A 22,146-nucleotide genomic window follows, 5' to 3' on the forward strand; every position below is an offset into this window, starting at 1 on the left:
GGTGATGTACCGCCATCGCCAAAGGTCTCATCCATTGGCCCTTTATACGGATATTCGTCTGGATAGCTAGGGAGATTATCAATGGTAACGGCACATTGTACGCCGCCAGGGGTATTTAAGCGGCCGCTGCACGCCGAAGGCTCCCAACCGCGCCAGCGCATACATTCAATTAAAACGCCATTCGGGGATGTGGAGCAGCCTATCGCCCCGTCAACGCGCATAGCGGATGTTTCCGCAAGGCGGCCTTGGTCGGGTACCAAGGTTGCCATTTCCTGATGCGGCACGGTAACCGGATAATTGGCACATTTACACTGCGCCAGATCATAATTCAGTTTTTGCGCAGCCTGTCCACTTGCTAGAAAAACATTGGGATTACTGATAGGGCGCCAAAAATTCAAAACTGCAGGTTGTGGGGGTGGTTTGTCATCGCCGCAACCCGACACAAGGCCGAGTGTAACAACAAGTAGCAAAGCGGTAAGGACGTTACGGAACATATGCAGAAGGCCTTTAGGTAATGAGAATATCAAGCGTAACCCCAGCGGTGCTTAAAGCAAGCCTGATTCCTTAAAGCTGGTATGGCAGCCTTTGCCGATAATCAGGTGGTCATGAAGGATAATACCAACGGTTTTGGCGGCTTCAGCTACGGCCTTGGTCATCACAATATCATCTTTGGAAGGGCTTGGATCGCCCGAGGGATGGTTATGCACCAAAATGATGGCTCCAGCCCCCAGTTCCAGTGCGCGCTTGACCACTTCGCGGGTATAAACAGGCGTATGGTCAATCGTGCCTTTTTGCATCACTTCATCTGCAATCACGCGGTTTTTACGATTCAGAAAAATGATGCGCAATTGCTCAACCGTTTCATGTGCCATGGCGGCATAACAGTAATCGAGAATTTTTTGCCAGTTATTCAAAACGGGCTGATCAATCACTTCGTTGCGGCTGATACGTAAATGGGTTGCTGCCACAGCAGTAAGCAAAGATATCGAACCATCGCCAAGGCCGAATTCTTCCAAGGCTTCGCGGGGCGCATGAATAACGCCCTTTAATGATTTAAAACGGGTGAGTAAATCTTTGGCGAGAGGTTTGACATCCCGCTGCGGAATGGCGGCGAATAAAAGTATTTCCAAAAGCTCGTAATCTTGCAGCGCATCCGCGCCATTTTCCAAAAGCCGCTCGCGAAGACGTTGCCTGTGCCCTGCGTAATGGGGTTTTATCTTTTCAACTGCGCTCATGCTGCGAAGGGTGGTTGGGTAAATCCTTTGGGTGATAACGTAAAAATTTCATATCCATTCGCGGTAACGCCCAACGAATGCTCAAATTGCGCAGATAGCGAGCGGTCGCGGGTTACTGCCGTCCAGCCATCTTGCAGCACTTTAATATCGTATTTTCCTGCATTAATCATCGGCTCGATGGTAAAAAACATGCCTTCGCGCAGCGCCATTCCTGTACCGGGATTGCCGTAATGTAAAACCGATGGTGGCGTATGAAACACTTTGCCAAGCCCATGGCCGCAAAAATCACGCACCACAGAATAATTATGCGCCTCGGCATGCTTTTGAATGGCGTTGCCAATATCACCAAGCGTCACGCCCGGCTTTACGATTTCAATACCCTTCATCATGCACTCATAGGTGTTTTGCACCAGCTTGCGCGCTTTCAAGTTTACATCGCCAACAAAAAACATGCGTGATGTATCCCCATGCCATCCATTGACAATCGTCGTAACATCGATGTTCACAATATCACCATCTTCCAGCGTTTTCTCGCTGGGAATACCGTGACACACCACGTGATTGGGTGAAATGCAAATTGATTTTGGAAAACCACGATAGCCTAAAGGGGCAGGGATGGCACCATGATCACGGATAAAATCATGACACAGCTTATCCAAATAATCGGTACGAACACCGGGTACGACATACGGAGTGATATAATCAAGGGTTTCTGCGGCGAGCTTTCCAGCTGCGCGCATGCCTTTGAAATCATCGGCGGTATGGATGGTTATTTTGCTTTTTTCATCATCAAAATCGGCGTAATCGTCTTTGGCCGTTTGCGATGTAGGATAATTTGATTGTTGCTCTTTCATGCAGCCAATCTGCCATGAAAAGGCCTGTGGTTAAAGCCGAATATTCATGAAAAAGCCCCGGATTTTGGGCCGGGGCTTATCGAACATAGGCAGAGTTTAAACCCCAGGAACGGGGACGTGATGTGGGCGCTCCGGAACTTCAGGCACCCCGTGTTGACGCAAATGCTGCACCTGATGTCTGTTCACAACAGCCGTGCCACGCGCATAGTTATGGCCATTCCCACCGACCACAAAAATGCCGGTACCATCTTGCTTCACAATAAGACGTTGCTCATCTCGCCCTAAATCGCCGGTTGAAGAATAGGTGCCAACTCGTCCGGGTTGGCTTTGGCGTGGGCCGCCCCATCCACCTCTGTCCCAGGCCGCTTTGTTATTTTGGAAATGAAAGGTCATGCCGCCAACCGTCACGGGCGGGTGTGGTGGCAAATGATTATCGCTGTAACGGCGACGGTTATCCATTGCATCCGGATCATATTGTGCAAGGTGAAGATTTCTGTCGGCCGCTCTTGGGTTGAGCGCTCTTGCAATCCAGCTGCGGCGGTTTTGTTCGTCCTCACGGAATTGCATGCGGGCTCTATGGCCATCTTCAAGTATTTGAGCGCGGGTACGGGGCTCTTCTTCCTTACCCAGTGCTTTTCTGATCCAATCTTGCATTGAATTACTCCGAATATGATTAATGAAAAAGTGTGCGTGATCGGTTGAACGTAACCTGATTACGTTTAATTTTTTGTTATAACTTGTGGTAAATCTATTATTAAAATGCCTTTTGATATTGCATTTTCTGCGTTTTATTTCACTTTGCGATAAAAACAAAGCAACCATAAACCTTGCAAACACAATGGGTTCTGGGCTAATGTCACATTGTTACTTTTAAACACCTTGCTGCTTTAAGGCAGCGAGATGTTCTTTTGTTTTTTCAAAAAAACTCCGTTTTTATGTAAAGAAGGTACAGCAATGGAAAAGATTCCTATGACACGCGGCGGCTATGACCGTATGGGTGAGGAACTTAAAGAACTCAAATCTGTCCAGCGTCCGGCTGTCATTAAAGCCATCGCAGAGGCACGCGAGCAGGGCGATTTGTCAGAGAATGCCGAGTACCACGCAGCGCGCGAAAAACAGAGCTTTATCGAAGGCCGAATTAGCGAATTGGAGGATAAAATCTCCCGCGCGGAAGTGATTGATGTGGCGCACCTTGCTGCGAATAAAGACATTAAATTCGGTGCAACGGTTGGTTTAATTGATGAAGACACCGAAGACAAAGTGACCTATCAGCTTGTTGGACAAGACGAAGCCGATATTAAAAAAGGTCTTTTGTCCATTACATCACCGCTTGGCCGTGCGCTCATCAATAAAAAGGTCAAGGACAGCGTAGAGATTAACACGCCTGGCGGCACCAAGGTTTATGAAGTCGTCAAGGTTGTCTATAAATAACCATATTCTGATCCCATCTTTGACAAGCGTGCGGTGCAAGGCTAGCGTTGCACCTCAATCTTCGCTTATCGATTCACCTTTTTGATCTTGTACCGGATTTAACACATGGATATCGCCGCCAACCTTGCGGAATTTTGGCAATCCATTGCTGATTTTGACGTTTATCAGTTTATTGAACACCACGGTAACTGGTTCTATCTCATCACCTTTGTCTGGACCTTTCTGGAAGGTGAGACCTTTGTGTTATTTGCAGGCGCTGCTGCCGCGCAAGACATCCTTGATATCCGTCTGCTGATTGCGCTCTCTTGGCTTGGCAGCTATTGCGGCGACCAAACCTATTTCTATCTGGGGCGCCGTTTTGGGCCGGGTATTCTCAAGCGGTTTCCAAAACTTCAAAAAGGTGCCGATAAGGTCGCTGGCCTTATTCTGAAATACGATGTGGCCTTTATTCTTTCATATCGTTTCATTTACGGCATCCGTAATGTCAGCTCTTTTGCGATGGGGCTATCGGGCCTAAACTGGAAAAAATTCGCGTTCTGGAATTTTTGGGCAGCAGGCATTTGGGCTATCAGCTTTTCAATGGTTGGGTATTTGTTCGGCGAAGTGCTGGATAAGGTATTAGGCAGCGCCATTGAAACCGTGATGCTCACGCTGCTTGGCCTTATTGCTGTTGTATTTATCGGCAAGCAGATCTGGAAAAAGATAAAAAAGAGCCGTGGCGAAGATACAGGACATTAGTGTGTTGACTGGACACTAATTAGTAATCATTATGATTACGTAATGTTCGTATTTTTGGAGTAATAACATGGCGAAGTTATATTCTGATGTGGTTATCGATTACGGCTATGGGGAATATGATGGCGGTACGATTACAAAATTTTTCGTAGAAGCAGAAAAACTTTCCGATGATAAATATATTCTCGTACGCCGTGAGCTTCTAAAAGAAACTATTCCTTTCGTGTGGGAAGATTCATGTCATGTTGCTTATGATGCGACAAATATATCCCCTGATAAAGTTTTGAAGCCCTCAGCCTCCACTAGCGCACAAGTTTTTACTTTAGATCAAGCGGTTGAAATTATTTTAGCATTCAATAAAGCTGCTCGAGAGGTTCGAAGCAAAGATTCAGGAATTGTATCTCGTGTAATACACGGAGAACACTACGTAAAAGTTCGTCCAGCCAAAACCCTATTCGGATTATACGGCATCCATGTGACCCGCCCGGAACAGGTTAAAGATATTCGTGGCCCCGAGACTCAAATCATAAATGCGCTTGGTTGATATAAGCTAATCCTTCTTCAGCTGTATTTTCGCTAGCTTCGAATACAGCCCCTGCTTATTCATCAATTCCTCGTGATTGCCTTGCTCAACAATCTGGCCTTTATCCATCACGATAATCCGGTCGCAATGGGTCACGGTTGAAAGTCGGTGCGCGATAATCAAGGTAGTGCGGTTTTGCATCAATTCCGCGAGCGCTTTTTGAATATCCTTTTCATTTTGTGAATCGAGCGCTGATGTTGCTTCATCAAGCAAAAGGATAGGTGCGTTGCGCAAGAATGCCCGGGCAATACCAATACGCTGCTTTTGGCCACCTGATAAACGAACCCCTTTTTCACCCACAAAGGTCTGATATTTCTGCGGCATATCTTCCATAATGAAATCATGCGCACGTGCGGCCGTTGACGCAGCAAAAACTTCTTCATCCGTCGCATCGGGGCGCCCCATGCGGATGTTTGACATAATATCTTGTGAAAAGATGGTGATGTCTTGCGGAACTGAACCAATTTTACGGCGTAAATCACGCGGATGGACTTCGGTAATATTGAAGCCATCCACCTGAATGGAACCGGCAACGGGGTCATAAAAGCGCAGCAACAGTTGGAATAAAGTGCTTTTGCCAGCGCCGCTGGGGCCCACAATCGCAATCTTTTCACCTTGTTTGACTTGCAGATTAAAGCTGTCCACGGCTGCCGCTTGCGGACGTGAAGGATAAAAGAAGCTGACATTATCAAAGAAGATTTTACCGTATCCGGGATCTGGCAGGGCCAATGGCTTGGGCAGAATTTTGATATCCGACGTTACCAGCAATAATTCGCTAATGCGCTCAATCGCGCCAGCGGCACGCTGCAAATCGCCAAATACTTCGCTGATTGCGCCAGCAGCGCCAGCTACCAAAATGGCGTAGAAGACGAAGGATGATAATTCACCAGCGGTCATCAGCCCTGCCACTACATCATGCCCGCCGCGCCACATCAAAATGGCGACTGATCCGAACACAAGCGTGATGACCGCAACAATCATCCACGCGCGTACACTCACGCGCGAGATGGATGTTTTGAATGCGTTTTCGACACGCTCATTAAAATTTTTGGAAATAATATCTTCACGTGTTAGCGCCTGAATGGTGCTTATCCCGTGTATGGTTTCTTCAAGTCCTGAGCTGATATCGCCAACACGGTCCTGAGTCTGGCGTGATAAATCCCGAACAGAACGGCCAAGCAAAATGATTGGCACAATTACCAGCGGCACCATAAAAAACGCCATAACAGCGAGTTTGGGGCTGCTTACAAACATCATCACCGAACCGCCAAGCAGCAACAACACATTACGCATTGCAACCGACACCGATGAGCCAATAACCACTTGCAGCAAGCTGGTATCCGTATTCATGCGGGATATTAAATCACCGCTTTGTGCCGTTTCATAATAGGACGGGGTGAGCTGCAGCAAGTGGCGAAAGATCTTGCGGCGCAAATCCGCAACCACGCGTTCACCAACCCATGATACATAGTAGAACCGCGCAAAGCTGGCGACCGACATCACTACAATCACAAGGAACAAAATAACCAGCGTCTGATTTAAAAGTTCTGCATTCCCTTTGCCAAAACCGGTATCAATCAACCCCTTCACGCCGGTACCAATACCCAGCGTTGCGCTTGCAGCTACAACAAGGCCAAGCAGCGCAAAAATCATTTGCTTCGAATAAGGCTTCAAAAGGGGGATTAGACTTTTTAGTGTGCCCAGATCCTGTTTGGCTGCCTTGCCATCTTTTGATGCGGCATTTTTAGAATCATTCTTCTTGCCTTGTTTGGCGCTATTGGCCGCTTGATCCGCTTCCATATACGTTGGCCCCTTCATGGTCATTTTTGTAAACCCTATCTTAAAGCATTGGAAAATTAGAAGAATTTATGGTTTTTCCACAAGTAATTGTGTTTTAGACTTTAACCTATTAATTTTTGATAAGCAAAACAGTTGACGACGACCCCAAAAGCCACGCATATCATGTCTTCACTTTTGCCCCCCGGTCCGGATTCATAGAAGATCAGGATAATCTAAAGGGGTGCTATAACACTGTTTTATAAACCAAACTGGAAAGGTTATTCCATGAGTAGCGATACCGCCGCACGCGTTAAAAAGATTGTAGTCGAACACTTGGGTGTCGATGAAGGCAAAGTCACTGAAAATGCCAGCTTTATTGACGATTTGGGCGCAGACAGCCTTGATACCGTTGAATTGGTAATGGCGTTCGAAGAAGCATTCAGTGTGGAAATTCCGGATGATGCCGCTGAAAAGATTTTGACTGTTAAAGACGCGATTGATTTCATCAGCGCGAAGTCAAAAGCCGCTTAATCAAGGGTTCAATTATAGTTGGTTTAATCCCCGCGCTTTTGCGGGGATGACTTTTTATGGGGCTACATAAAATGCGCCGCGTTGTTGTCACTGGTATGGGTGTTGTGTCTCCGTTGGGCTTTGGTATGCGCCACAATTGGGATGGTATCATCAATAGCAAATCAGGCATCCGTAAGATTACCCGCTTTGATGCGAGTGATTTAACCTGCCAGATTGCAGGTGAGGTTCCGCGTGGCACTGAGCCTGGCATGTTTAATGCCGATGCACATGTTCCTCACAAAGACCAAAAGAAAATGGATGATTTCATTCTTTATGGGATCACCGCTGCTGATGACGCTATTGCTGACAGCGGCTGGAAACCAGAAACGGATGAAGACCGCGAGCGCACCGGCGTGATGATTGGTTCGGGTATTGGTGGTCTGGAATCCATTTATCAAACATCGATCACGTTGCATGAAAAAGGGCCAAAACGCGTTTCGCCGTTTTTCATTCCCATGAGCCTTATCAATTTATGCTCTGGACAAGTTTCCATTAAATATGGATTCCAAGGTCCAAACCACGCCAACGTCACGGCATGCTCAACGGGCGCGCACGCGATTGGCGATGCTGGGCGCTTGATTGCGCTCGGTGATGCGGATGTGATGATTGCAGGCGGCACGGAAGCGGCAGTATGCAAAATCGGCATGGCTGGATTTGCTGCACTGCGCGCACTTTCAACCGGGTTTAACGACACGCCTGAAAAAGGCTCGCGCCCCTATGATAAAGACCGCGATGGCTTTGTGATGGGTGAGGGCGCAGGTGTCGTGGTTCTGGAAGAACTGGAACACGCTAAAAAGCGCGGCGCACGAATTTATGCTGAACTGATTGGCTATGGCTTATCGGGCGATGCGCATCACATGACTGCACCACCTGAAGATGGCAATGGTGGCTATCGCGCGATGCAAATGGCAATGAAGCGTGCTCAAGTAAACCCTGAAGACATCGATTATATCAACGCGCATGGCACATCAACGCCGCTGGGCGATGAAATTGAACTTGGGGCGATCAAACGCTTGTTCGGTTCGGCCATGGCTAAGCTTTCGGTGTCATCTACCAAATCTGCGATTGGCCATTTGCTTGGCGCGGCTGGCGGCGTGGAAGCTATTTTTTCCATCATGGCAGCAAAAGAAGATATTCTTCCGCCTACGCTTAATCTTGATAATCCATCGGATAATTGTCAGGGCGTTGATTTGGTTCCGCATAAGGCGCGCCAAAAGAAAATCAATGTGGCCTTGTCGAACTCATTCGGGTTTGGCGGCACCAATGCCTGTTTGATTTTCCGCGAATACGCATAAGCGTTTGGCTAAATCAGCTTTGCGGCGATAACGAAACCAATAATCACCAGCACTAATACGGCCAGCAAAATCCAGCTTAAGTGTTTTTCGATAAATGGCTTTGCCTTATCGCCAAATAAACGCAGCAATCCTGCCACCAATGCAAAGCGGCCTGCACGTGTGACAATGGATGCAAGAATGAATGGAAGTAGCGGAAACTGCGCAATACCGCTGGCAATCGTCACCAGCTTATAGGGAATGGGCGTCAGGCCTTTGAGCAAAATAATCATCACGCCATGCTCGGCGAATGCCTGTTGGAAATCGGCGAGTTTGGTATCCATGTGATAAAGATGGATAATCCACTGCCCAACGGTATCGAGTAAAAAATAGCCGATGGCATACCCAAATAATCCACCTATTACGGAACCTACGGTTGCAATACCAACCAGTTTCAACCAATCTTTAGGCTGCGCCAGCACCATCGGAATAAGCATGACATCCGGCGGAATAGGGAAGAAGGAGCTTTCCGCAAAGGCAACAGCAAACAGGCTTTGTTTGGCGCGTTTGCTTGCTGCTTCGCGCATAATCCAGTCATACATTTTTTTAAGCATTGTAACTTTTTCTCAAGTGTAATCGAAATAAGAGTTATGAGTTCTATGGAACCTATTAACAGGAGTGGCTATGCGCAAGCTTTTCTTAATTTTGACATGTTTGGGCATGTTATTTGTATCGCCAGCATCGCATGGCGGGTTGCTTGAAAAACCCATACCTGCACCAGATATCAGCACGACAGGCGAATGGCTTAATTCCGCGCCTCTTACTGCCAAGGATATAAAAGGCAAAGTGGCACTGGTCGATTTCTGGACCTATTCCTGCATCAACTGTCTGCGGACATTGCCTTACATCAAATCATGGTATCAGCAATATAAGGATAAAGGCTTTGTGGTGATTGGCGTTCACGCACCTGAATTCGATTTTGAGAAAAATAAAGCGAATGTCGAAAAAGCGATTAAGCGGTTTGAAATTACCTATCCCGTTGTTCAAGATAATGACCATCTATTATGGAAGCGCTTTTCAAACCAATATTGGCCCGCGCATTACCTCATCAATAAAAACGGCAAGATTATTTATACCCATTTTGGCGAAGGCCAATATGATGCCACCGAAAAGGCTATTCGCGATGCACTTAATGAAACAGGTGAAAAAGCCATACTAAACGGTTCTGTTGAAGGATTTTCTACCAACCAAACGCCGGAAACCTATTTAGGCACAGCGCGCAGTGAGCGTTTGGTCAAAGCGTGGGATGATCTTGCGGGCGATAACTGGACATTGGTGGGCGATTGGAAACGTACATCCGAATACAGCGAAGCAAAGGTCGAAGGCGCATCCCTCAAAATCCATTTTCGTGGCGGCAAAGTGTTTTTAGTATTGGGCACAGCCGATAGTAAACCCATCAACGCCAGAATTTTGTTTGATGGCAAACCGGCAACCGATGTTGCAGGTAAAGACGTAAAAGACGGCGAGGTCACCGTAACTGACCACCGTTTATACGAATTGATTGATTTGAAGAAAAACAGTGAAGGTGTGCTGGAAGTATCAGCGACGCTACCCGGCCTTCGCGCCTACGCTTTTACGTTTGGCAGCAGCTTTTGATGAAAACAACAAACCTTTCGGGCGAACAACGATTGCTCGTTCCTTGCTAACCTGCTGGGCGCCAACTTCTACAACAAAGCGCGGAATAATCGGGCCTTTTGCGGTGTCAATCAATTCACTAGCAATAATCAATTTACGCTGTTGTGCTCTTGTTAAACGTGCACTACGGAATGACCAGCTTTGTGGCACAGCGCCATCAATCTTTTCGCGAATGACAATTACTTCCGCATTCAAACGGTAAGTATCTGACAAGCTGCTTGGCGGCATTTGCAATACGCCAATCAATTTAGCTGGTAAGTTTTGTTGCGGCTCAATACGCCCATCCAATGTGATTTCAGGAAGATTGATGGAAAGCCACGCCATTTCAAACACGCGGCCTGATTTTTTATCAGTCACGGTTGCCAATGGAATGTCCTTATCAATAAGGCCCATCAACGTGTAAACGCTCATTCTTAAATTGCTGCTCATGCCCAAAACCCTAAATTCCTAGAATAACTAAGGCAGGTTGTAGCAGGCAAAAAATGAAAGTAAAAATGGGGAGTAGTTACTCTAAAAACTGCTCCTGAATGACCTTTTCCGCAAGGTTGCGTTTGGGGTCAAATAGCAAAGTAAGGCTGATTTCAAAGACTTTTTTGATGGTTACGCTCTTAACATCTCTTACTTCGGTAAAGTCAGCGACAGCGCTAACGGGGCGTTTGTCATAATCCTGCACATCCACATGAATAATAGATTTGGATGGCAATAGTGCCCCGCGCCAGCGGCGTGGGCGGAATGGAGAAATAGGAGTCAATGCCAGCAGCGGTGTGCCGACAGGAATAATTGGCCCGTGAACAGAAAGATTATATCCGGTACTGCCAGCCGCTGTTGAAACCAGAACGCCGTCACCATTTAATTCGGATAGACGTTCAATACCATCAACCGAAATACGCAACTTTGCCGCCTGACGTGTTTGGCGCAACATCGATACTTCATTAAACGCGAATGCTTTTTTGGTTGTGCCATCATGGCATAGTGCTTCCATTTCCAATGGATGTAAAACAACCGAATGCGCAAGCACGATGCGTTCAATTAAATCATTCTCGCTATATTCGTTGCACAAGAACCCGTATGTGCCGAGGTTCAACCCAAACACCGGCTTTTTCCAATGCAGCATGCCATGCAGGGTGTGGAGGGTGAATCCATCACCACCCAATGAAACAATCACATCAGCTTCTTCGATTGGCACGCTTCCATAACGGCTTGATAACACAGCAAGTGATTGCTGGGCGATGTCGGTAGGCGCTGCAAGGAAGGCTATTTTGGGCTTGGACATGGCGAACAGGTTAAAAGAGTTGTTTGAACATGTCCTTAACTTTTTTATACTGTGAATCGAATTAACCAACATCCCATAAAACGGTCAGTCAAATGCTTATCGATATTCGTCTTCTCGAGCTACTTTCATCAAAAATTTGCCATGACCTGATTAGTCCTGTGGGTGCCATCAACAATGGTATCGAGCTGGTGGAGGATATTGGCGGCTCGGTTGTCAACGAAGCGATGAAGCTTATAAGTACTTCTGCCCAGCAAGCTGCAAAACGCCTGCGTCTGTTTCGCATGGCGTATGGCAAGGCGGGGTCAGAGCAGGGCGTAACACTTAAAGATATTCGCGCAACAGCAAAGGATTATCTTTCCACCAGCAAATCAAAGTTAGCATGGGGCGAAGATGAAGGGTTTCACAAAGCTTCTGAAAAAAAAGGTGCCTTAAAAATTGCATTATGCCTTTGCATGATGTCTGAAGATGTATTGAGCCATGGCGGCGATGTCACCGTGGAAACGGCAAGCGAAGCAGGGCGCGCAGGCATGAAATTTACCATCGCGGGCAGCCATGCGCAGCTATCCGAAGCGATGCAGGAAGCGGTCGATGGCAAGACCAGTATCGAAGATGTAACGCCGCGGACGGTGCACGCATTCGTAACCGGCCGCATGGCTGATTATTACGGTTTTAAAATAAGCTTCCATCAACATTCCCCCGAACTCCTAACTGCGATCATGATGCCGTTGGAATCGGTTGATTTGACCCTCGAACAAGCCGATCTCTGATTTTGTATATTCCATAAGGTAAAACACAAGTAACCTGTTCTTAAGATTTAAACGTAAAAATGGAAATTACAGGGTCGTTGTTCCAGTTAACCTTCATATTGTCTGTTTTGTTAATTTAGTCGAGTGAACCAAGTTAGGATGAAAAATGACTAAAACGTGCCTTGTCGTTGAAGATAGCCGCGTCATTCGCCGTGTTACCTGCACCATTATGGATGGCTTTGGATTTAAGTGTATTGAAGCCGAACATGGGCTGGAAGCGGTTGAAGCCTGCACCAAAGAAATGCCGACTGTTATTCTCCTCGACTGGAACATGCCTATCATGAGCGGTATCGAATTCCTTCGTAAATTGCGTTCCATGCCCAAGGGCGATACACCGCAGGTGATTTTCTGTACTACGGAAAATGATTTCAGCCACATTCAGGAAGGCATGGCCGCTGGCGCGAACGAATACATCATGAAGCCGTTTGATAGCGACATCATCAAATCAAAACTGCAAATGCTGGGTCTGATAGAAAATACCTAATACGGTAATACAAATAGATTTTTTTGAGCGTCATGAAGCAATTGAACTACCAAACGCCAATTGAGACCATGGAAAGCAAGGCGAAACATCATAACCCCATTAACGTATTGGTGGTGGATGATAAAGTCGTTATGCGCAGTCTGTTAAAGCGCATTCTGGGCGATGATAAGGATATTAATGTTGTCGCATCAGCAGTGGATGAGCGCGGGGCGCTGGGCCAGCTTAATCTGCATGATGTTGATGTGGTGCTGCTCGATGTGCACATCGATCGCATGACGATTGTTTCTAATTTGCTTGCTGCCAAACCATCTTTGAAAATTGTGATGATTGCTTCCGCGTCAGGCGAGCAGGGCAATTTATGTATCAATGCCTTGAAAGCAGGCGCAGTGGATTATATTGCAAAGCCCAATGGTGATGGTAAATCCTTCGCAACCGGTAGCGGCAATTTCCAAAATGATCTTTTGGAAAAAATCAAACACTGGGGCGATGAAAACCGCTTAAAGCGCGGGCCAGCGCCACTGCCGGAAAAGCCAAAACGCGGGACGTCAGCCAAACTGCTTTCGCTACCAGTCCCTAGGCATATTGTCTTGCGTCAAGGCGCGATTGAACGGCCATCTGCGATTGCCATTGGTTCATCTACTGGTGGACCAGAAGCATTATTGAAGATCATCCCGCATTTAAAGGATGTTACGCAGCCCATATTTGTTACACAGCACATGCCGGCGGCCTTCACGCCGGTGCTTGCAAAACACATCACCGAATGCGGATCGCTGCCTTGTGTTGAGGCAAAAGATGGCATGGTGGTAGTTGGAAAAACGATTTATCTCGCACCGGGTGACTATCATATGACTGTTGAACGTACTGGCGAAAAAACGGTCACCATACGCCTTAATCAAAATCCGCCTGAAAATTTCTGCCGGCCGGCAGTTGATCCAATGCTGCGAAGCCTTTCAGAAACTTTTGGGCAAAAGCTGTTTATAGCCATCCTTACAGGTATGGGCAGTGATGGACAAAAGGGTGCAGAGTTTGCAGTAAGAAACGGAGCAAACATCATCGCTCAGAACGAAGCCACCTCGGTAGTGTGGGGAATGCCTGCTGCGGTGGCACATAACGGCTTATGTCATGCTGTGTTACCGCTTGAAGAAATGGGCCCAACGATTGCGCAGATTGCGCAAAGGGGGCAACCCGCATGAAAAAGGAAGACTTCGATTTATTTGCCGATATGGTCAAAAAGCGTTCGGGCTTGGTGCTGACGTCTGAAAAAGCCTATCTGCTTGAATCCCGCTTGATGCCGGTAGCCCGCAAATTGGGTTTAAAAGACTTGGAAGAACTTGCGGCAAGCCTGCGCAGCAAACGCGATGAAAAAGTCATGGAAGCCATTACGGAAGCCATGACAACAAATGAAACCTTCTTCTTTCGTGACCAAAAACCGTTTGACCAATTTCGTCAGGTTGTGTTGCCGCATATGTTAAAAGTGCGTGCGGCAAAGAAATCACTGCGCATCTGGTCAGCGGCGTCCAGCACGGGGCAGGAAGCCTATTCGCTTGCCATGATATTGTCGGAAGAAGCGCATAAAATGCCTGGCTGGCATATTGAAATCATCGGTACGGATATCTCACAGGAAGTGGTCGATAAAGCCAAAGCAGGGCTTTACAACCAGTTTGAAGTGCAACGCGGCTTACCCGTAACCATGCTGGTCAAGTACTTCCAGCAAAAGGAAGATAAATGGCAAATCAGCGATAAAATCAAAGGCATGGTTCAATACCGTGTAATGAACTTGCTTGAAGACTGGGGCCCAATTGGACTATTCGACATTATCTTCTGTCGCAATGTCCTCATTTATTTTGATCAATCGACAAAAGCAAAACTGCTTGAACGCCAAAGCCAGGTGCTTGCGCCCGATGGCGCGTTATTCCTTGGCGGCGCTGAATCCGTCCTCGGCATTTGCGATAAATTCAAAAGCGTTGAAAGCCAACGCGGCATTTATATTCCCACGGTTTGCCCTGCCGAGTTATGGAAAGCCGCGTAAATCCTATGCCAACCGCAATCGACGTTTTTTTAATTGCTGGACAAAGCAATGCCGTCGGTGAAGGAGATAGCGCACAATCTCCCCAAGTCATACCAGATAAGATCCTACAGATTTATAACGGGGTTATAACCCCTGCGAATGACCCTGTTGGAAACGCCATGACCGGCAGCGCATGGCCAGCATTCGGTAATGAGTATTATGCACTCAGCAATCGCAGCATCGCCTTTATTCCAACCGCTGTTGGGGGTACGGGCATGTCGCCCTATGCCGATATTGGCACCGGCCATTGGTCAGGATACACCGTTCCTAGCTCCCATGATTTGCTTGGACGCTCCATTGAAAAAACCAACGCTGCCATGGCACTGCTTTTGGCAAATGGCTATAGCCCATCCTTTAAGGGCATCTTGTGGTGCCAAGGAGAAAACGAAGCGAACAACATTTGCTTTGGCGCACAGCTTTCTAAAGAGGATGTAGAAGCGATGCTGGCGGGTGTCATCCAGCGCTATCGTAAGCACCTTGAAGGCGATTGGGTTTTTTATATATTCAAAACAGGAACAGACACCCGCGTGGATCAAAACTGCCAGCCCATTATCCCAAATGATAGCGGGTATAGAATTGTCCACGCTGCGCAGGAAAGCGTCGCACGTAATGTGCCGGGCACAAAAATTATATTCTCAGGAGCGGCTGATTTTGGCCCGCGGGGCATGATGAAAGACGGCATCCATTACAATCAGGATGGCTATAACGAAATGGGCAAAACAGGTGCCCAAACGCTGCTTTCGGCTTGAAACCCCATGTTTTATAAGGTTTTTTTAGATAAAATACTTTCGTGAAGATGATGCTAAATTGCCATGATGAAATTTAGCACTCGTAAAACCATCCTGAGACTAAGACTTGATAACGTACTGCGTTGGGGCGCGGTTGCGGCTGAAACTGCTGCGCTTGGCTTAATTCTTCAGGGCATGCGCTATTCGCACGATCGCGCAGCGGTCGATAGAAGTTACGCATCAATCCAAAAAAAGTACGAGCTTATCAAGCTTCGAAATGAGCGCCGTGCGCAAATACGCTCACGAGCACATTCGCTTACACAAAAACTTCACGCGTAATATAAAAAATTACCCAGCAACCCGTGCTTTTTCAGGAGGCGGAGCTAACGGCGCTTCACTACCACCCGCTTGTGGGTCACGCAGCACATAACCACGACCCCATACAGTTTCAATGTAGTTATCGCCCGATGTCGATTGCATCAGCTTCTTGCGCAGTTTGCATACAAACACGTCGATAATCTTCAATTCTGGCTCGTCCATACCGCCATAAAGGTGATTTAAGAACATTTCCTTTGTTAGCGTCGTACCTTTACGCAGCGATAGAAGCTCAAGAATACCGTATTCTTTGCCGGTAAGGTGTAATGGTTGACCTTCAACTTCAACAGTACGTGTATCAAGATTTACAGTCAGCTTGCCAGTGCGGATAACACTGTCGGAGTGGCCTTTGCTGCGGCGGATAATGGCATGAATACGTGCAACGAGTTCGCGGCGGTCGAATGGTTTGGTGAGGTAATCATCCGCGCCAAATCCAAGTCCGCGAATCTTGTTATCGAGTTCATTAAGACCCGAGAGAATGAGAATAGGTGTGTTGACCTTTGCTTGGCGCAGACGGCGCAGAACTTCGTAGCCGTCAATATCAGGGAGCATCAGATCGAGAATGATGATATCATAATCATATAGCTTGCCAATTTCTAAACCGTCTTCACCCAGATCGGTTGTATCTACAATAAAGCCTTCGGCTTGAAGCATCAGCTCAATACTCTTTGCAACCGAGCTATCATCTTCAACAAGCAATACGCGCATGGGATATCCCCTAAGGTTAAAAGTAATGGGTTAGGTTTATTACTTAACTGACTGCTAAGAACCTTCGTTAAGGCTCATTAGTAATTATTACCTTAATTAAGACTAATAAGCATTAAGAATTGGTAAACATTGTTAACTTTCCTGTGATTATGTTGTTTCTTCTCATTGAATAAGCGTTAAGTCTTTGTAAAACATTGTTAAAATAAAATAGGGCTATGCAGATTCAAAGGCTTTTATCCGACATAAATAATGTTTCCACGGTGCGCCATTACGGGCGGGTGACCGCTGTTTCAGGCTTATTAGTCGAAGTGGCGGGGGTTGAACGCAAGCTTTCAGTTGGCTCTCGCTGTTTTTTAATCGCGCAAGGTAATCGCCGCGTATTATCCGAAGTGGTGGGATTCAGAAATGGCCGCGCATTACTTATGCCGTTCAGTTCACTTGATGGAATTGGATTGGGTTCAAAAGCCGAAGTCGCCGAAGCACAACCTACAGTTTCGCCATCCAATGACTGGCTTGGGCGCGTTGTGAATGCGCTTGGCGAACCGATCGATAGCAAAGGTCCATTACCATCTGGCGATCATCCTATTCCGCTTCGCAATCCACCACCCCCTGCAAGCCAGCGTGGCCGCGTTGGCGGCAAGATTGATCTGGGCGTGCGTGCACTCAACACATTCCTAACATGCTGTCTTGGTCAACGCATGGGTATCTTTGCGGGGTCGGGCGTTGGCAAATCCATCATGATGTCAATGATCGCACGTTACACATCCGCCGACGTGATTGTTATTGGTCTGGTCGGCGAACGCGGCCGCGAAGTGCAAGAATTCATTCACGATGATCTGGGCGAAGAAGGTTTAGCACGTTCAGTATTGGTCATCGCTACATCCGATGAAGCGCCGCTTATGCGTAGACAAGCGGCCTATATGACCTTGGCGATTGCCGAATATTACCGTGGGCAAGGTAAGAATGTTCTGTGTTTAATGGATAGCATTACCCGCTTTGCCATGGCGCAGCGTGAAATAGGCTTATCAGCTGGTGAGCCCCCAACCACCAAAGGATATCCGCCAACCACATTCTCCGAATTGCCAAAATTATTGGAACGCGCTGGCCCAGGCTTGCCGGGTGAGGGGAGTATCACCGCCTTATTCAGCGTGTTGGTAGATGGCGATGACCATAACGAACCGATTGCAGATGCGACACGCGGTATTTTGGATGGTCATATTGTTTTGGAACGCAGCATCGCAGAGCGCGGACGTTATCCCGCCATCAATGTGCTGCGCAGCATCTCGCGTATGATGCCGAATTGTAATACCGATGCTGAAAATGAATTAGTCACGCGTGCGCGTAAACTCATGGCATCCTATGACAACATGGCGGAGATGATACGTCTTGGCGCATATCGCCGTGGCAGCGACCCTGCAACCGACGAAGCCATCCGATATAATCCCGAGCTTGAGGCTTTTTTGGGCCAACGCAAGGATGAACAAAGCACAATCGATGACGGCTACCAGCAATTGGCAGCCATTCTTAATAAACGCTGATGAAACAGCTCGAAACACTTATCAAAATGCATAAGCTTTATGTCGATGAGCAACGCCGCGTACTTGGCGTAAAGCAGGCCGAAGCGGATGCCATAATGATGGCGATTGCAACATTACAAGCCAATCTGGAAATGGAAAAAGAACGCGCCGCGCAGACCCAAGAACAAGAGGTTTTATTTTCTATCGGCATTTACATCAAAGAACAGCTCAAGAAGCATGAACGCATGCAGCTCGATTTATCCGCAAAGGAAGCAGAAGTAGCCGTGGAGCGCGATAAACTTTCAGCGATGTTTGAAGAACTGAAACGCTACGAAATTGCGCAGGAAAACTGGCTAGAGGAACAGCGGTTGGCAGAACAAAAAGCCGAAAACAAAGTCTATGATGAACAATCCGGTCAGCGGCATCATCAGCGCGGCGAAAATTAATCCTACAGTTTTTTCGATAAATGTTGGCTTGGCACTGTTTTGATATCTACCCAGCCATGCTTGTTGGCTTGGAATATCAACGATCCGTTATATTTTACCTCTTCCATTGCATGCGCAAAGCGGAAGCGCAAATCATTGCGCAAATCCTCAGCCAGAGGATTAACGGTACGCACAATCAAATCCAGTTTGCGTTGATGAACCAGCCCATCAATCTGGATTGGCCCAAGGCGTGTCAACGAAACATCAATTAAAAAACGCCGCGCAATTTCTCGTTCGCTTTGTCCGGATTTTCTCTGGCGCGGGTCGTCATGCACAAAGAAGCGAAATTGCTGTAATTTGTCCCCTTCCAGATAGGGAATATGTGTACCGCGCCATGTTGACCCTGCGCTATCCATGGCGGCCATCTTGCTGCCTTCAAATTCGGCCTTCAGGCTGTTTAAAAGCGATTGTTTTCCAATGCTTTCCAGCGCGTCCTTCACATCATGGCCAAGCCATGCATCAGTATTACTGCGCTGCAAGGCAGATAGGAAAAACAATATGCCGCCCGCCAATTGCCCAGATTGTGCGTGCGGCAGCCGAAAGCGTTTTAGCTCATTAATGAGGATAGGATTTTGCTGTGTTAAAATCTCGATGATTTGTCGCAGATTTTCAAAGGATGTCTGAAACTGCTTTTCAACTTTTTCGGTAACCAGCTCCGCGCCCGCACCAAGCACTACCTGAATCTTTGTTCCAACCGGCCATGACTTATTGGCATTCACAACGGCAACCTGATCATCAATTGTCAAAATCGGCTGGCCAGATGCGGTGGCGCCACGCACAATTGCTGTCAGCGATTTATCATTGCCGCCTTGCACCGGCAACTCCTGCGCAGCACTTGCTACATTTAAAATTCGCAGCGGTAGTAGCTGCGGTTTTACAGTCTCTAGTGGCAGTTGAATTTTCAAAGCTTCACCGGCATCGGGGGCAGGCAGTTTACCTTGCTGTTGCGGGGGTTGGCGTTGCGCCTGTTGACCCTGTGTTGAATTTTGTTCGTAATTATTGCGGCTGGCGGCTGTTCCTTGATTCAATGTTTGAATCGGCGTTTGGCTGGTTTGGATTGCCGCCGCATTTGCTGGCGCAGCCTGCGTTTGTGCGGCCTTACCATCAGCACCCTTCACATCGCCTGCGGCTTGTTCTGCACCGGCTTGAACATTTGCAGCTGTCTGCGTTGTTTGGGTTTGCGCTGCACTTGCCAGATTTGGCGACTGTTTTAAAACGGATGCACGGTTCTGATTATACAAAAGATTAGAAAGCAACGTGGACGGCAAAACGGTGACCTGAAACACTTGACCGATTTTAGGAATTTCCGCTGTCAGTGTTTGGCGTGATAATGCCGAATTTGCTGCCAGCGATTGTTCCACTTGCCCCGCCGCTAGCGCTGCGCGGGTACCGACCACTAATACTGCTTCCAAACCATTCGGTCCTGGGCGTAATTGTAATGCCACACGGCCGGGTAAGTTATCTTGCAATTGCTTGATTGCGTCTTGTGGTAAACGCAGCAGAAAATCACCTTGCCCCGTGCGTAGTAATAACTGATCCAACCCCGTTGCTTTGGTCGCTGTGCCTTCAATCAGTAATGCTCTGGCAAGCGCATTGACATCCAAAGGACTGCTTTGCACCGTCACCGTTATGCTTTGGGCAATGTGCTCGGCTTGCGCACCACCTTGTTGCGCCAAAACGGCCTGAATTGCCTGAAGCTGATCGGGAGGCAGGGCAGTCATGTTTTTTTATGGTATGTCATTTCATAAGTTTCCGTACGATGGCTTCCACATCCATTGCTGCTTCGGTTGAAGGATGACGTTTTAATAATGGGGTTTGTGCGCGAATGGCTTCGCGTACCTTCAAATCACGGCGGATAATGCCCATCAACGGCGGTTCATACCGCAAGAAATTCCGGCATACATTCAAAATGGTGTTATAGGTTTTTTCGCCGTCCAACGTATTGGCGGCCATGTTCACAACAATGCCGATATTGGCGGATGAATTGGCAGCATGGGTTAGTTTAATGAACGCATACGCATCCGTTAGCGAGGTTGGCTCATCGGTTACGACAATCAGTGTTAGGCCCGCAGGGCCGGCCATCAATCGCACGGGGCGGTCAACGCCCGCGCCTAAATCGACAATGATTTTATCGTAATCACCCGCAAGACCAATCAAATCATTGCGTAGCTCTGCCAACCGCTGCGTAGGGATGTTGGCAAGACTGCCTGACCCCGAACGCCCGGGAATAATATCAAACTTGCCTTCATTGTAATGGGTGATGGCGCCTTTTAGTGTCATCTTGCCATCCAGCACATCTCCTAAATCCTTATCTGGCGTCAGTCCCAATTGAATATCGACGTTTGCTAATCCCAAATCGCCGTCGAACAGTAATACTCGCTGCCCTTTTGATGCCAGCGTGTAGCAAAGCGTTGTTGAAAACCATGTTTTGCCGACACCGCCTTTGCCTGAAGCAATCGCAATCATGTTAGCGCAGGTCAGCGGGGCGGGGATGTTCTTATTTGCAATCGTGGGTTCCATACTATTCTCCAATCACGCTGTTCCGCTTATTTTATCTGATGATTTCAACACAGCCGAAACAACATCTGCTGGCAGTAAAAGACGAGCAAAAGTTACGGGGTTTACCGCTTGTAATGGTTCAGTGACTTTGGGCGATATGCTCATGTCACATAATTGTAAACCGGTTTCATGGGCGATGGTTAGCATGCTTCCCAAGCGGCGGGTCATATCCACCTTGGTGATAATCATCTTGCGTGCGCCGATTTCCATAAACGCCCGCGCCATATCAATGCCTTCGGCTGCATCAAGGCCAGCAGGTAAAACCAATACGGGTTCCATTTCTGCTGCGCTGACCATTTTGCGTAAGTCAAACATATCGCCTTTGCTGAACGGGTTGCGTCCCGTGTTATCAATCAAGATAATTTCCCCGTTGGTGTGCGTCTCAATTGCATCGCGCAGGGCAGGCGCATCTTCAACTTCCACCAAATCGATTTTCAATAATTTTGTGAGCGAAGAAAGCTGTTCAACCGCGCCCGCGCGTGTCAAATCGGTTGTAATGACGCCTACGCGGTGCTTGTGCATCACGCGGTTCGCTGCAATTTTGGCAATGGTCAGCGTTTTGCCTGCACCCGGCGGCCCAACCAAACAAATCGGTTTGGCATTACCATCAAATAATGGCGCATACTCAAAATGCTTATCCATCGCTGCTCCCAGCGCAATGAGAACATCGTGGTCTGCAAAATGTGTGACGGTGCCAAGCAATGTCTCGGCAAGGGCGGGGTTAACGGCGTGGCGCAGCAACGCATCCGCAATCACTTCCACAACATCATGGTCATAATTAATAGGTTGTTTGGATGGCACTTCCGGCTGGCCAACAGGAACGGGCGCTTCCTTGGGTTTTACCGTGCTTTCATCGAGCGCTGCGGTAACCCGCACACCGCCTTGGTCATCATCACGGGTCGCGACAATAATGGCATCATTGCCCAGCGCTTCGCGCACTTGACTCATTGCCTCTGCAAGCGTTTGACCATGAAAGGAGCGTAGCCGCAT

At 47.7% G+C, this 22,146-nt stretch carries 25 protein-coding genes; 13 read left to right on the top strand and 12 right to left on the bottom strand.

Annotated elements, in window-relative coordinates:
• The 4 genes from SFW65_07495 to SFW65_07510 form a co-directional block, all read right to left on the bottom strand.
• Window positions 1-494: hypothetical protein (locus tag SFW65_07495; protein ID MDX1922955.1), on the bottom strand; the 494-nt coding region annotated here is incomplete at its 3' end.
• A gap of 51 nt (window positions 495-545) precedes the next feature.
• Window positions 546-1,235: a DNA repair protein RadC gene (gene radC / locus SFW65_07500; protein MDX1922956.1), complete on the bottom strand. Its 690-nt coding sequence runs from the start codon at window positions 1,233-1,235 to the stop codon at window positions 546-548.
• On the bottom strand, window positions 1,232-2,089 hold the full coding sequence (gene map / locus SFW65_07505) for a type I methionyl aminopeptidase (protein ID MDX1922957.1): 858 nt from the start codon (window positions 2,087-2,089) through the stop codon (window positions 1,232-1,234). The genes radC and map overlap by 4 nt, the downstream gene beginning before the upstream one ends.
• Window positions 2,090-2,185: 96 nt before the next feature.
• On the bottom strand, window positions 2,186-2,743 hold the full coding sequence (locus SFW65_07510) for a hypothetical protein (protein MDX1922958.1): 558 nt from the start codon (window positions 2,741-2,743) through the stop codon (window positions 2,186-2,188).
• Window positions 2,744-3,043: 300 nt separating this feature from the next.
• Here SFW65_07510 and greA point away from each other — a divergent pair, with 300 nt between their 5' ends.
• From greA to SFW65_07525, 3 genes are all read left to right on the top strand, one after another.
• Window positions 3,044-3,520 carry a transcription elongation factor GreA gene (gene greA / locus SFW65_07515; GenBank protein MDX1922959.1) on the top strand — a complete coding sequence of 159 codons (477 nt, stop codon included), beginning with the start codon at window positions 3,044-3,046 and terminating at the stop codon, window positions 3,518-3,520.
• 105 nt (window positions 3,521-3,625) lie between these two features.
• Complete coding sequence (locus SFW65_07520) at window positions 3,626-4,258, top strand: DedA family protein (GenBank protein ID MDX1922960.1); 633 nt, start codon at window positions 3,626-3,628, stop codon at window positions 4,256-4,258.
• A 67-nt stretch (window positions 4,259-4,325) separates the two neighbouring features.
• A complete protein-coding gene (locus SFW65_07525) occupies window positions 4,326-4,799 on the top strand; it encodes a hypothetical protein (GenBank protein MDX1922961.1) in 474 nt (157 codons plus the stop codon).
• Between the two features lie 6 nt (window positions 4,800-4,805).
• On the opposite strand, the gene SFW65_07530 is transcribed toward SFW65_07525, so the two are convergent.
• Window positions 4,806-6,638 carry an ABC transporter transmembrane domain-containing protein gene (locus SFW65_07530; protein ID MDX1922962.1) on the bottom strand — a complete coding sequence of 611 codons (1,833 nt, stop codon included), beginning with the start codon at window positions 6,636-6,638 and terminating at the stop codon, window positions 4,806-4,808.
• Window positions 6,639-6,902: 264 nt separating this feature from the next.
• On the opposite strand from SFW65_07530, the gene SFW65_07535 reads away from it, so the two are divergent.
• Complete coding sequence (locus tag SFW65_07535) at window positions 6,903-7,148, top strand: acyl carrier protein (protein ID MDX1922963.1); 246 nt, start codon at window positions 6,903-6,905, stop codon at window positions 7,146-7,148.
• Between the two features lie 71 nt (window positions 7,149-7,219).
• Entirely contained in the window at window positions 7,220-8,482 is a 1,263-nt protein-coding gene (fabF, locus tag SFW65_07540; protein ID MDX1922964.1) for a beta-ketoacyl-ACP synthase II, read from the top strand.
• Window positions 8,483-8,490: 8 nt separating this feature from the next.
• Here fabF and SFW65_07545 read toward each other — a convergent pair whose 3' ends face one another.
• Window positions 8,491-9,072 (bottom strand): YqaA family protein, encoded by a 582-nt coding sequence (locus SFW65_07545; GenBank protein ID MDX1922965.1) that lies wholly within the window; start codon window positions 9,070-9,072, stop codon window positions 8,491-8,493.
• A gap of 70 nt (window positions 9,073-9,142) precedes the next feature.
• Between SFW65_07545 and SFW65_07550 the strand changes: the two genes are divergently transcribed.
• Window positions 9,143-10,114, top strand: a complete 972-nt coding sequence (locus SFW65_07550; GenBank protein MDX1922966.1) for a thioredoxin family protein — start codon at window positions 9,143-9,145, stop codon at window positions 10,112-10,114.
• Here SFW65_07550 and SFW65_07555 read toward each other — a convergent pair.
• Complete coding sequence (locus SFW65_07555; GenBank protein ID MDX1922967.1) at window positions 10,067-10,582, bottom strand: hypothetical protein; 516 nt, start codon at window positions 10,580-10,582, stop codon at window positions 10,067-10,069. The genes SFW65_07550 and SFW65_07555 overlap by 48 nt on opposite strands.
• 76 nt (window positions 10,583-10,658) lie before the next feature.
• A complete protein-coding gene (locus SFW65_07560; GenBank protein ID MDX1922968.1) occupies window positions 10,659-11,426 on the bottom strand; it encodes an NAD kinase in 768 nt (255 codons plus the stop codon).
• Window positions 11,427-11,518: 92 nt separating this feature from the next.
• Between SFW65_07560 and SFW65_07565 the strand changes: the two genes are divergently transcribed.
• The 5 genes from SFW65_07565 to SFW65_07585 all read left to right on the top strand — a co-directional run bounded on the left by SFW65_07565 (window position 11,519) and on the right by SFW65_07585 (window position 15,533).
• Window positions 11,519-12,193: a histidine phosphotransferase family protein gene (locus tag SFW65_07565; protein MDX1922969.1), complete on the top strand. Its 675-nt coding sequence runs from the start codon at window positions 11,519-11,521 to the stop codon at window positions 12,191-12,193.
• A gap of 145 nt (window positions 12,194-12,338) precedes the next feature.
• Complete coding sequence (locus SFW65_07570; GenBank protein MDX1922970.1) at window positions 12,339-12,716, top strand: response regulator; 378 nt, start codon at window positions 12,339-12,341, stop codon at window positions 12,714-12,716.
• A gap of 32 nt (window positions 12,717-12,748) precedes the next feature.
• Window positions 12,749-13,909 carry a chemotaxis-specific protein-glutamate methyltransferase CheB gene (gene cheB / locus SFW65_07575; protein ID MDX1922971.1) on the top strand — a complete coding sequence of 387 codons (1,161 nt, stop codon included), beginning with the start codon at window positions 12,749-12,751 and terminating at the stop codon, window positions 13,907-13,909.
• On the top strand, window positions 13,906-14,745 hold the full coding sequence (locus tag SFW65_07580; protein ID MDX1922972.1) for a protein-glutamate O-methyltransferase: 840 nt from the start codon (window positions 13,906-13,908) through the stop codon (window positions 14,743-14,745). The genes cheB and SFW65_07580 overlap by 4 nt, the downstream gene beginning before the upstream one ends.
• A 5-nt stretch (window positions 14,746-14,750) precedes the next feature.
• Window positions 14,751-15,533 carry a sialate O-acetylesterase gene (locus SFW65_07585; protein ID MDX1922973.1) on the top strand — a complete coding sequence of 261 codons (783 nt, stop codon included), beginning with the start codon at window positions 14,751-14,753 and terminating at the stop codon, window positions 15,531-15,533.
• Window positions 15,534-15,860: 327 nt separating this feature from the next.
• On the opposite strand, the gene SFW65_07590 is transcribed toward SFW65_07585, so the two are convergent.
• Window positions 15,861-16,595, bottom strand: a complete 735-nt coding sequence (locus SFW65_07590; GenBank protein MDX1922974.1) for a response regulator transcription factor — start codon at window positions 16,593-16,595, stop codon at window positions 15,861-15,863.
• 215 nt (window positions 16,596-16,810) lie between these two features.
• Between SFW65_07590 and fliI the strand changes: the two genes are divergently transcribed.
• Window positions 16,811-18,133 carry a flagellar protein export ATPase FliI gene (gene fliI, locus SFW65_07595; protein MDX1922975.1) on the top strand — a complete coding sequence of 441 codons (1,323 nt, stop codon included), beginning with the start codon at window positions 16,811-16,813 and terminating at the stop codon, window positions 18,131-18,133.
• A complete protein-coding gene (locus SFW65_07600) occupies window positions 18,133-18,558 on the top strand; it encodes a hypothetical protein (GenBank protein ID MDX1922976.1) in 426 nt (141 codons plus the stop codon). Before fliI ends, SFW65_07600 begins: the two co-directional genes overlap by 1 nt.
• Before the next feature lie 2 nt (window positions 18,559-18,560).
• On the opposite strand, the gene SFW65_07605 is transcribed toward SFW65_07600, so the two are convergent.
• From SFW65_07605 to SFW65_07615, 3 genes are read right to left on the bottom strand one after another with little or no spacing between them, the layout of a single operon-like run.
• Window positions 18,561-20,318 (bottom strand): hypothetical protein, encoded by a 1,758-nt coding sequence (locus tag SFW65_07605; GenBank protein MDX1922977.1) that lies wholly within the window; start codon window positions 20,316-20,318, stop codon window positions 18,561-18,563.
• Between the two features lie 16 nt (window positions 20,319-20,334).
• Window positions 20,335-21,117 carry a MinD/ParA family protein gene (locus SFW65_07610; protein MDX1922978.1) on the bottom strand — a complete coding sequence of 261 codons (783 nt, stop codon included), beginning with the start codon at window positions 21,115-21,117 and terminating at the stop codon, window positions 20,335-20,337.
• 12 nt (window positions 21,118-21,129) lie between these two features.
• Window positions 21,130-22,146 carry a GTPase gene (locus tag SFW65_07615; GenBank protein ID MDX1922979.1) on the bottom strand — a complete coding sequence of 339 codons (1,017 nt, stop codon included), beginning with the start codon at window positions 22,144-22,146 and terminating at the stop codon, window positions 21,130-21,132.

The organism is Alphaproteobacteria bacterium, assembly GCA_033762625.1.
GTDB lineage: Bacteria > Pseudomonadota > Alphaproteobacteria > UBA9219 > RGZA01 > RGZA01.

Excerpts from the sequence above, each read along its gene's own strand:
- radC (MDX1922956.1), bottom strand. The coding sequence starts at position 1,235 with ATGAGCGCAGTTGAAAAGATAAAACCCCATTACGCAGGGCACAGGCAA.
- map (MDX1922957.1), bottom strand. The coding sequence starts at position 2,089 with ATGAAAGAGCAACAATCAAATTATCCTACATCGCAAACGGCCAAAGAC.
- SFW65_07510 (MDX1922958.1), bottom strand. The coding sequence starts at position 2,743 with ATGCAAGATTGGATCAGAAAAGCACTGGGTAAGGAAGAAGAGCCCCGT.
- greA (MDX1922959.1), top strand. The coding sequence starts at position 3,044 with ATGGAAAAGATTCCTATGACACGCGGCGGCTATGACCGTATGGGTGAG.
- SFW65_07520 (MDX1922960.1), top strand. The coding sequence starts at position 3,626 with ATGGATATCGCCGCCAACCTTGCGGAATTTTGGCAATCCATTGCTGAT.
- SFW65_07525 (MDX1922961.1), top strand. The coding sequence starts at position 4,326 with ATGGCGAAGTTATATTCTGATGTGGTTATCGATTACGGCTATGGGGAA.
- SFW65_07530 (MDX1922962.1), bottom strand. The coding sequence starts at position 6,638 with ATGGAAGCGGATCAAGCGGCCAATAGCGCCAAACAAGGCAAGAAGAAT.
- SFW65_07535 (MDX1922963.1), top strand. The coding sequence starts at position 6,903 with ATGAGTAGCGATACCGCCGCACGCGTTAAAAAGATTGTAGTCGAACAC.
- fabF (MDX1922964.1), top strand. The coding sequence starts at position 7,220 with ATGCGCCGCGTTGTTGTCACTGGTATGGGTGTTGTGTCTCCGTTGGGC.
- SFW65_07545 (MDX1922965.1), bottom strand. The coding sequence starts at position 9,072 with ATGCTTAAAAAAATGTATGACTGGATTATGCGCGAAGCAGCAAGCAAA.
- SFW65_07550 (MDX1922966.1), top strand. The coding sequence starts at position 9,143 with ATGCGCAAGCTTTTCTTAATTTTGACATGTTTGGGCATGTTATTTGTA.
- SFW65_07555 (MDX1922967.1), bottom strand. The coding sequence starts at position 10,582 with ATGAGCAGCAATTTAAGAATGAGCGTTTACACGTTGATGGGCCTTATT.
- SFW65_07560 (MDX1922968.1), bottom strand. The coding sequence starts at position 11,426 with ATGTCCAAGCCCAAAATAGCCTTCCTTGCAGCGCCTACCGACATCGCC.
- SFW65_07565 (MDX1922969.1), top strand. The coding sequence starts at position 11,519 with ATGCTTATCGATATTCGTCTTCTCGAGCTACTTTCATCAAAAATTTGC.
- SFW65_07570 (MDX1922970.1), top strand. The coding sequence starts at position 12,339 with ATGACTAAAACGTGCCTTGTCGTTGAAGATAGCCGCGTCATTCGCCGT.
- cheB (MDX1922971.1), top strand. The coding sequence starts at position 12,749 with ATGAAGCAATTGAACTACCAAACGCCAATTGAGACCATGGAAAGCAAG.
- SFW65_07580 (MDX1922972.1), top strand. The coding sequence starts at position 13,906 with ATGAAAAAGGAAGACTTCGATTTATTTGCCGATATGGTCAAAAAGCGT.
- SFW65_07585 (MDX1922973.1), top strand. The coding sequence starts at position 14,751 with ATGCCAACCGCAATCGACGTTTTTTTAATTGCTGGACAAAGCAATGCC.
- SFW65_07590 (MDX1922974.1), bottom strand. The coding sequence starts at position 16,595 with ATGCGCGTATTGCTTGTTGAAGATGATAGCTCGGTTGCAAAGAGTATT.
- fliI (MDX1922975.1), top strand. The coding sequence starts at position 16,811 with ATGCAGATTCAAAGGCTTTTATCCGACATAAATAATGTTTCCACGGTG.
- SFW65_07600 (MDX1922976.1), top strand. The coding sequence starts at position 18,133 with ATGAAACAGCTCGAAACACTTATCAAAATGCATAAGCTTTATGTCGAT.
- SFW65_07605 (MDX1922977.1), bottom strand. The coding sequence starts at position 20,318 with ATGACTGCCCTGCCTCCCGATCAGCTTCAGGCAATTCAGGCCGTTTTG.
- SFW65_07610 (MDX1922978.1), bottom strand. The coding sequence starts at position 21,117 with ATGGAACCCACGATTGCAAATAAGAACATCCCCGCCCCGCTGACCTGC.
- SFW65_07615 (MDX1922979.1), bottom strand. The coding sequence starts at position 22,146 with ATGCGGCTACGCTCCTTTCATGGTCAAACGCTTGCAGAGGCAATGAGT.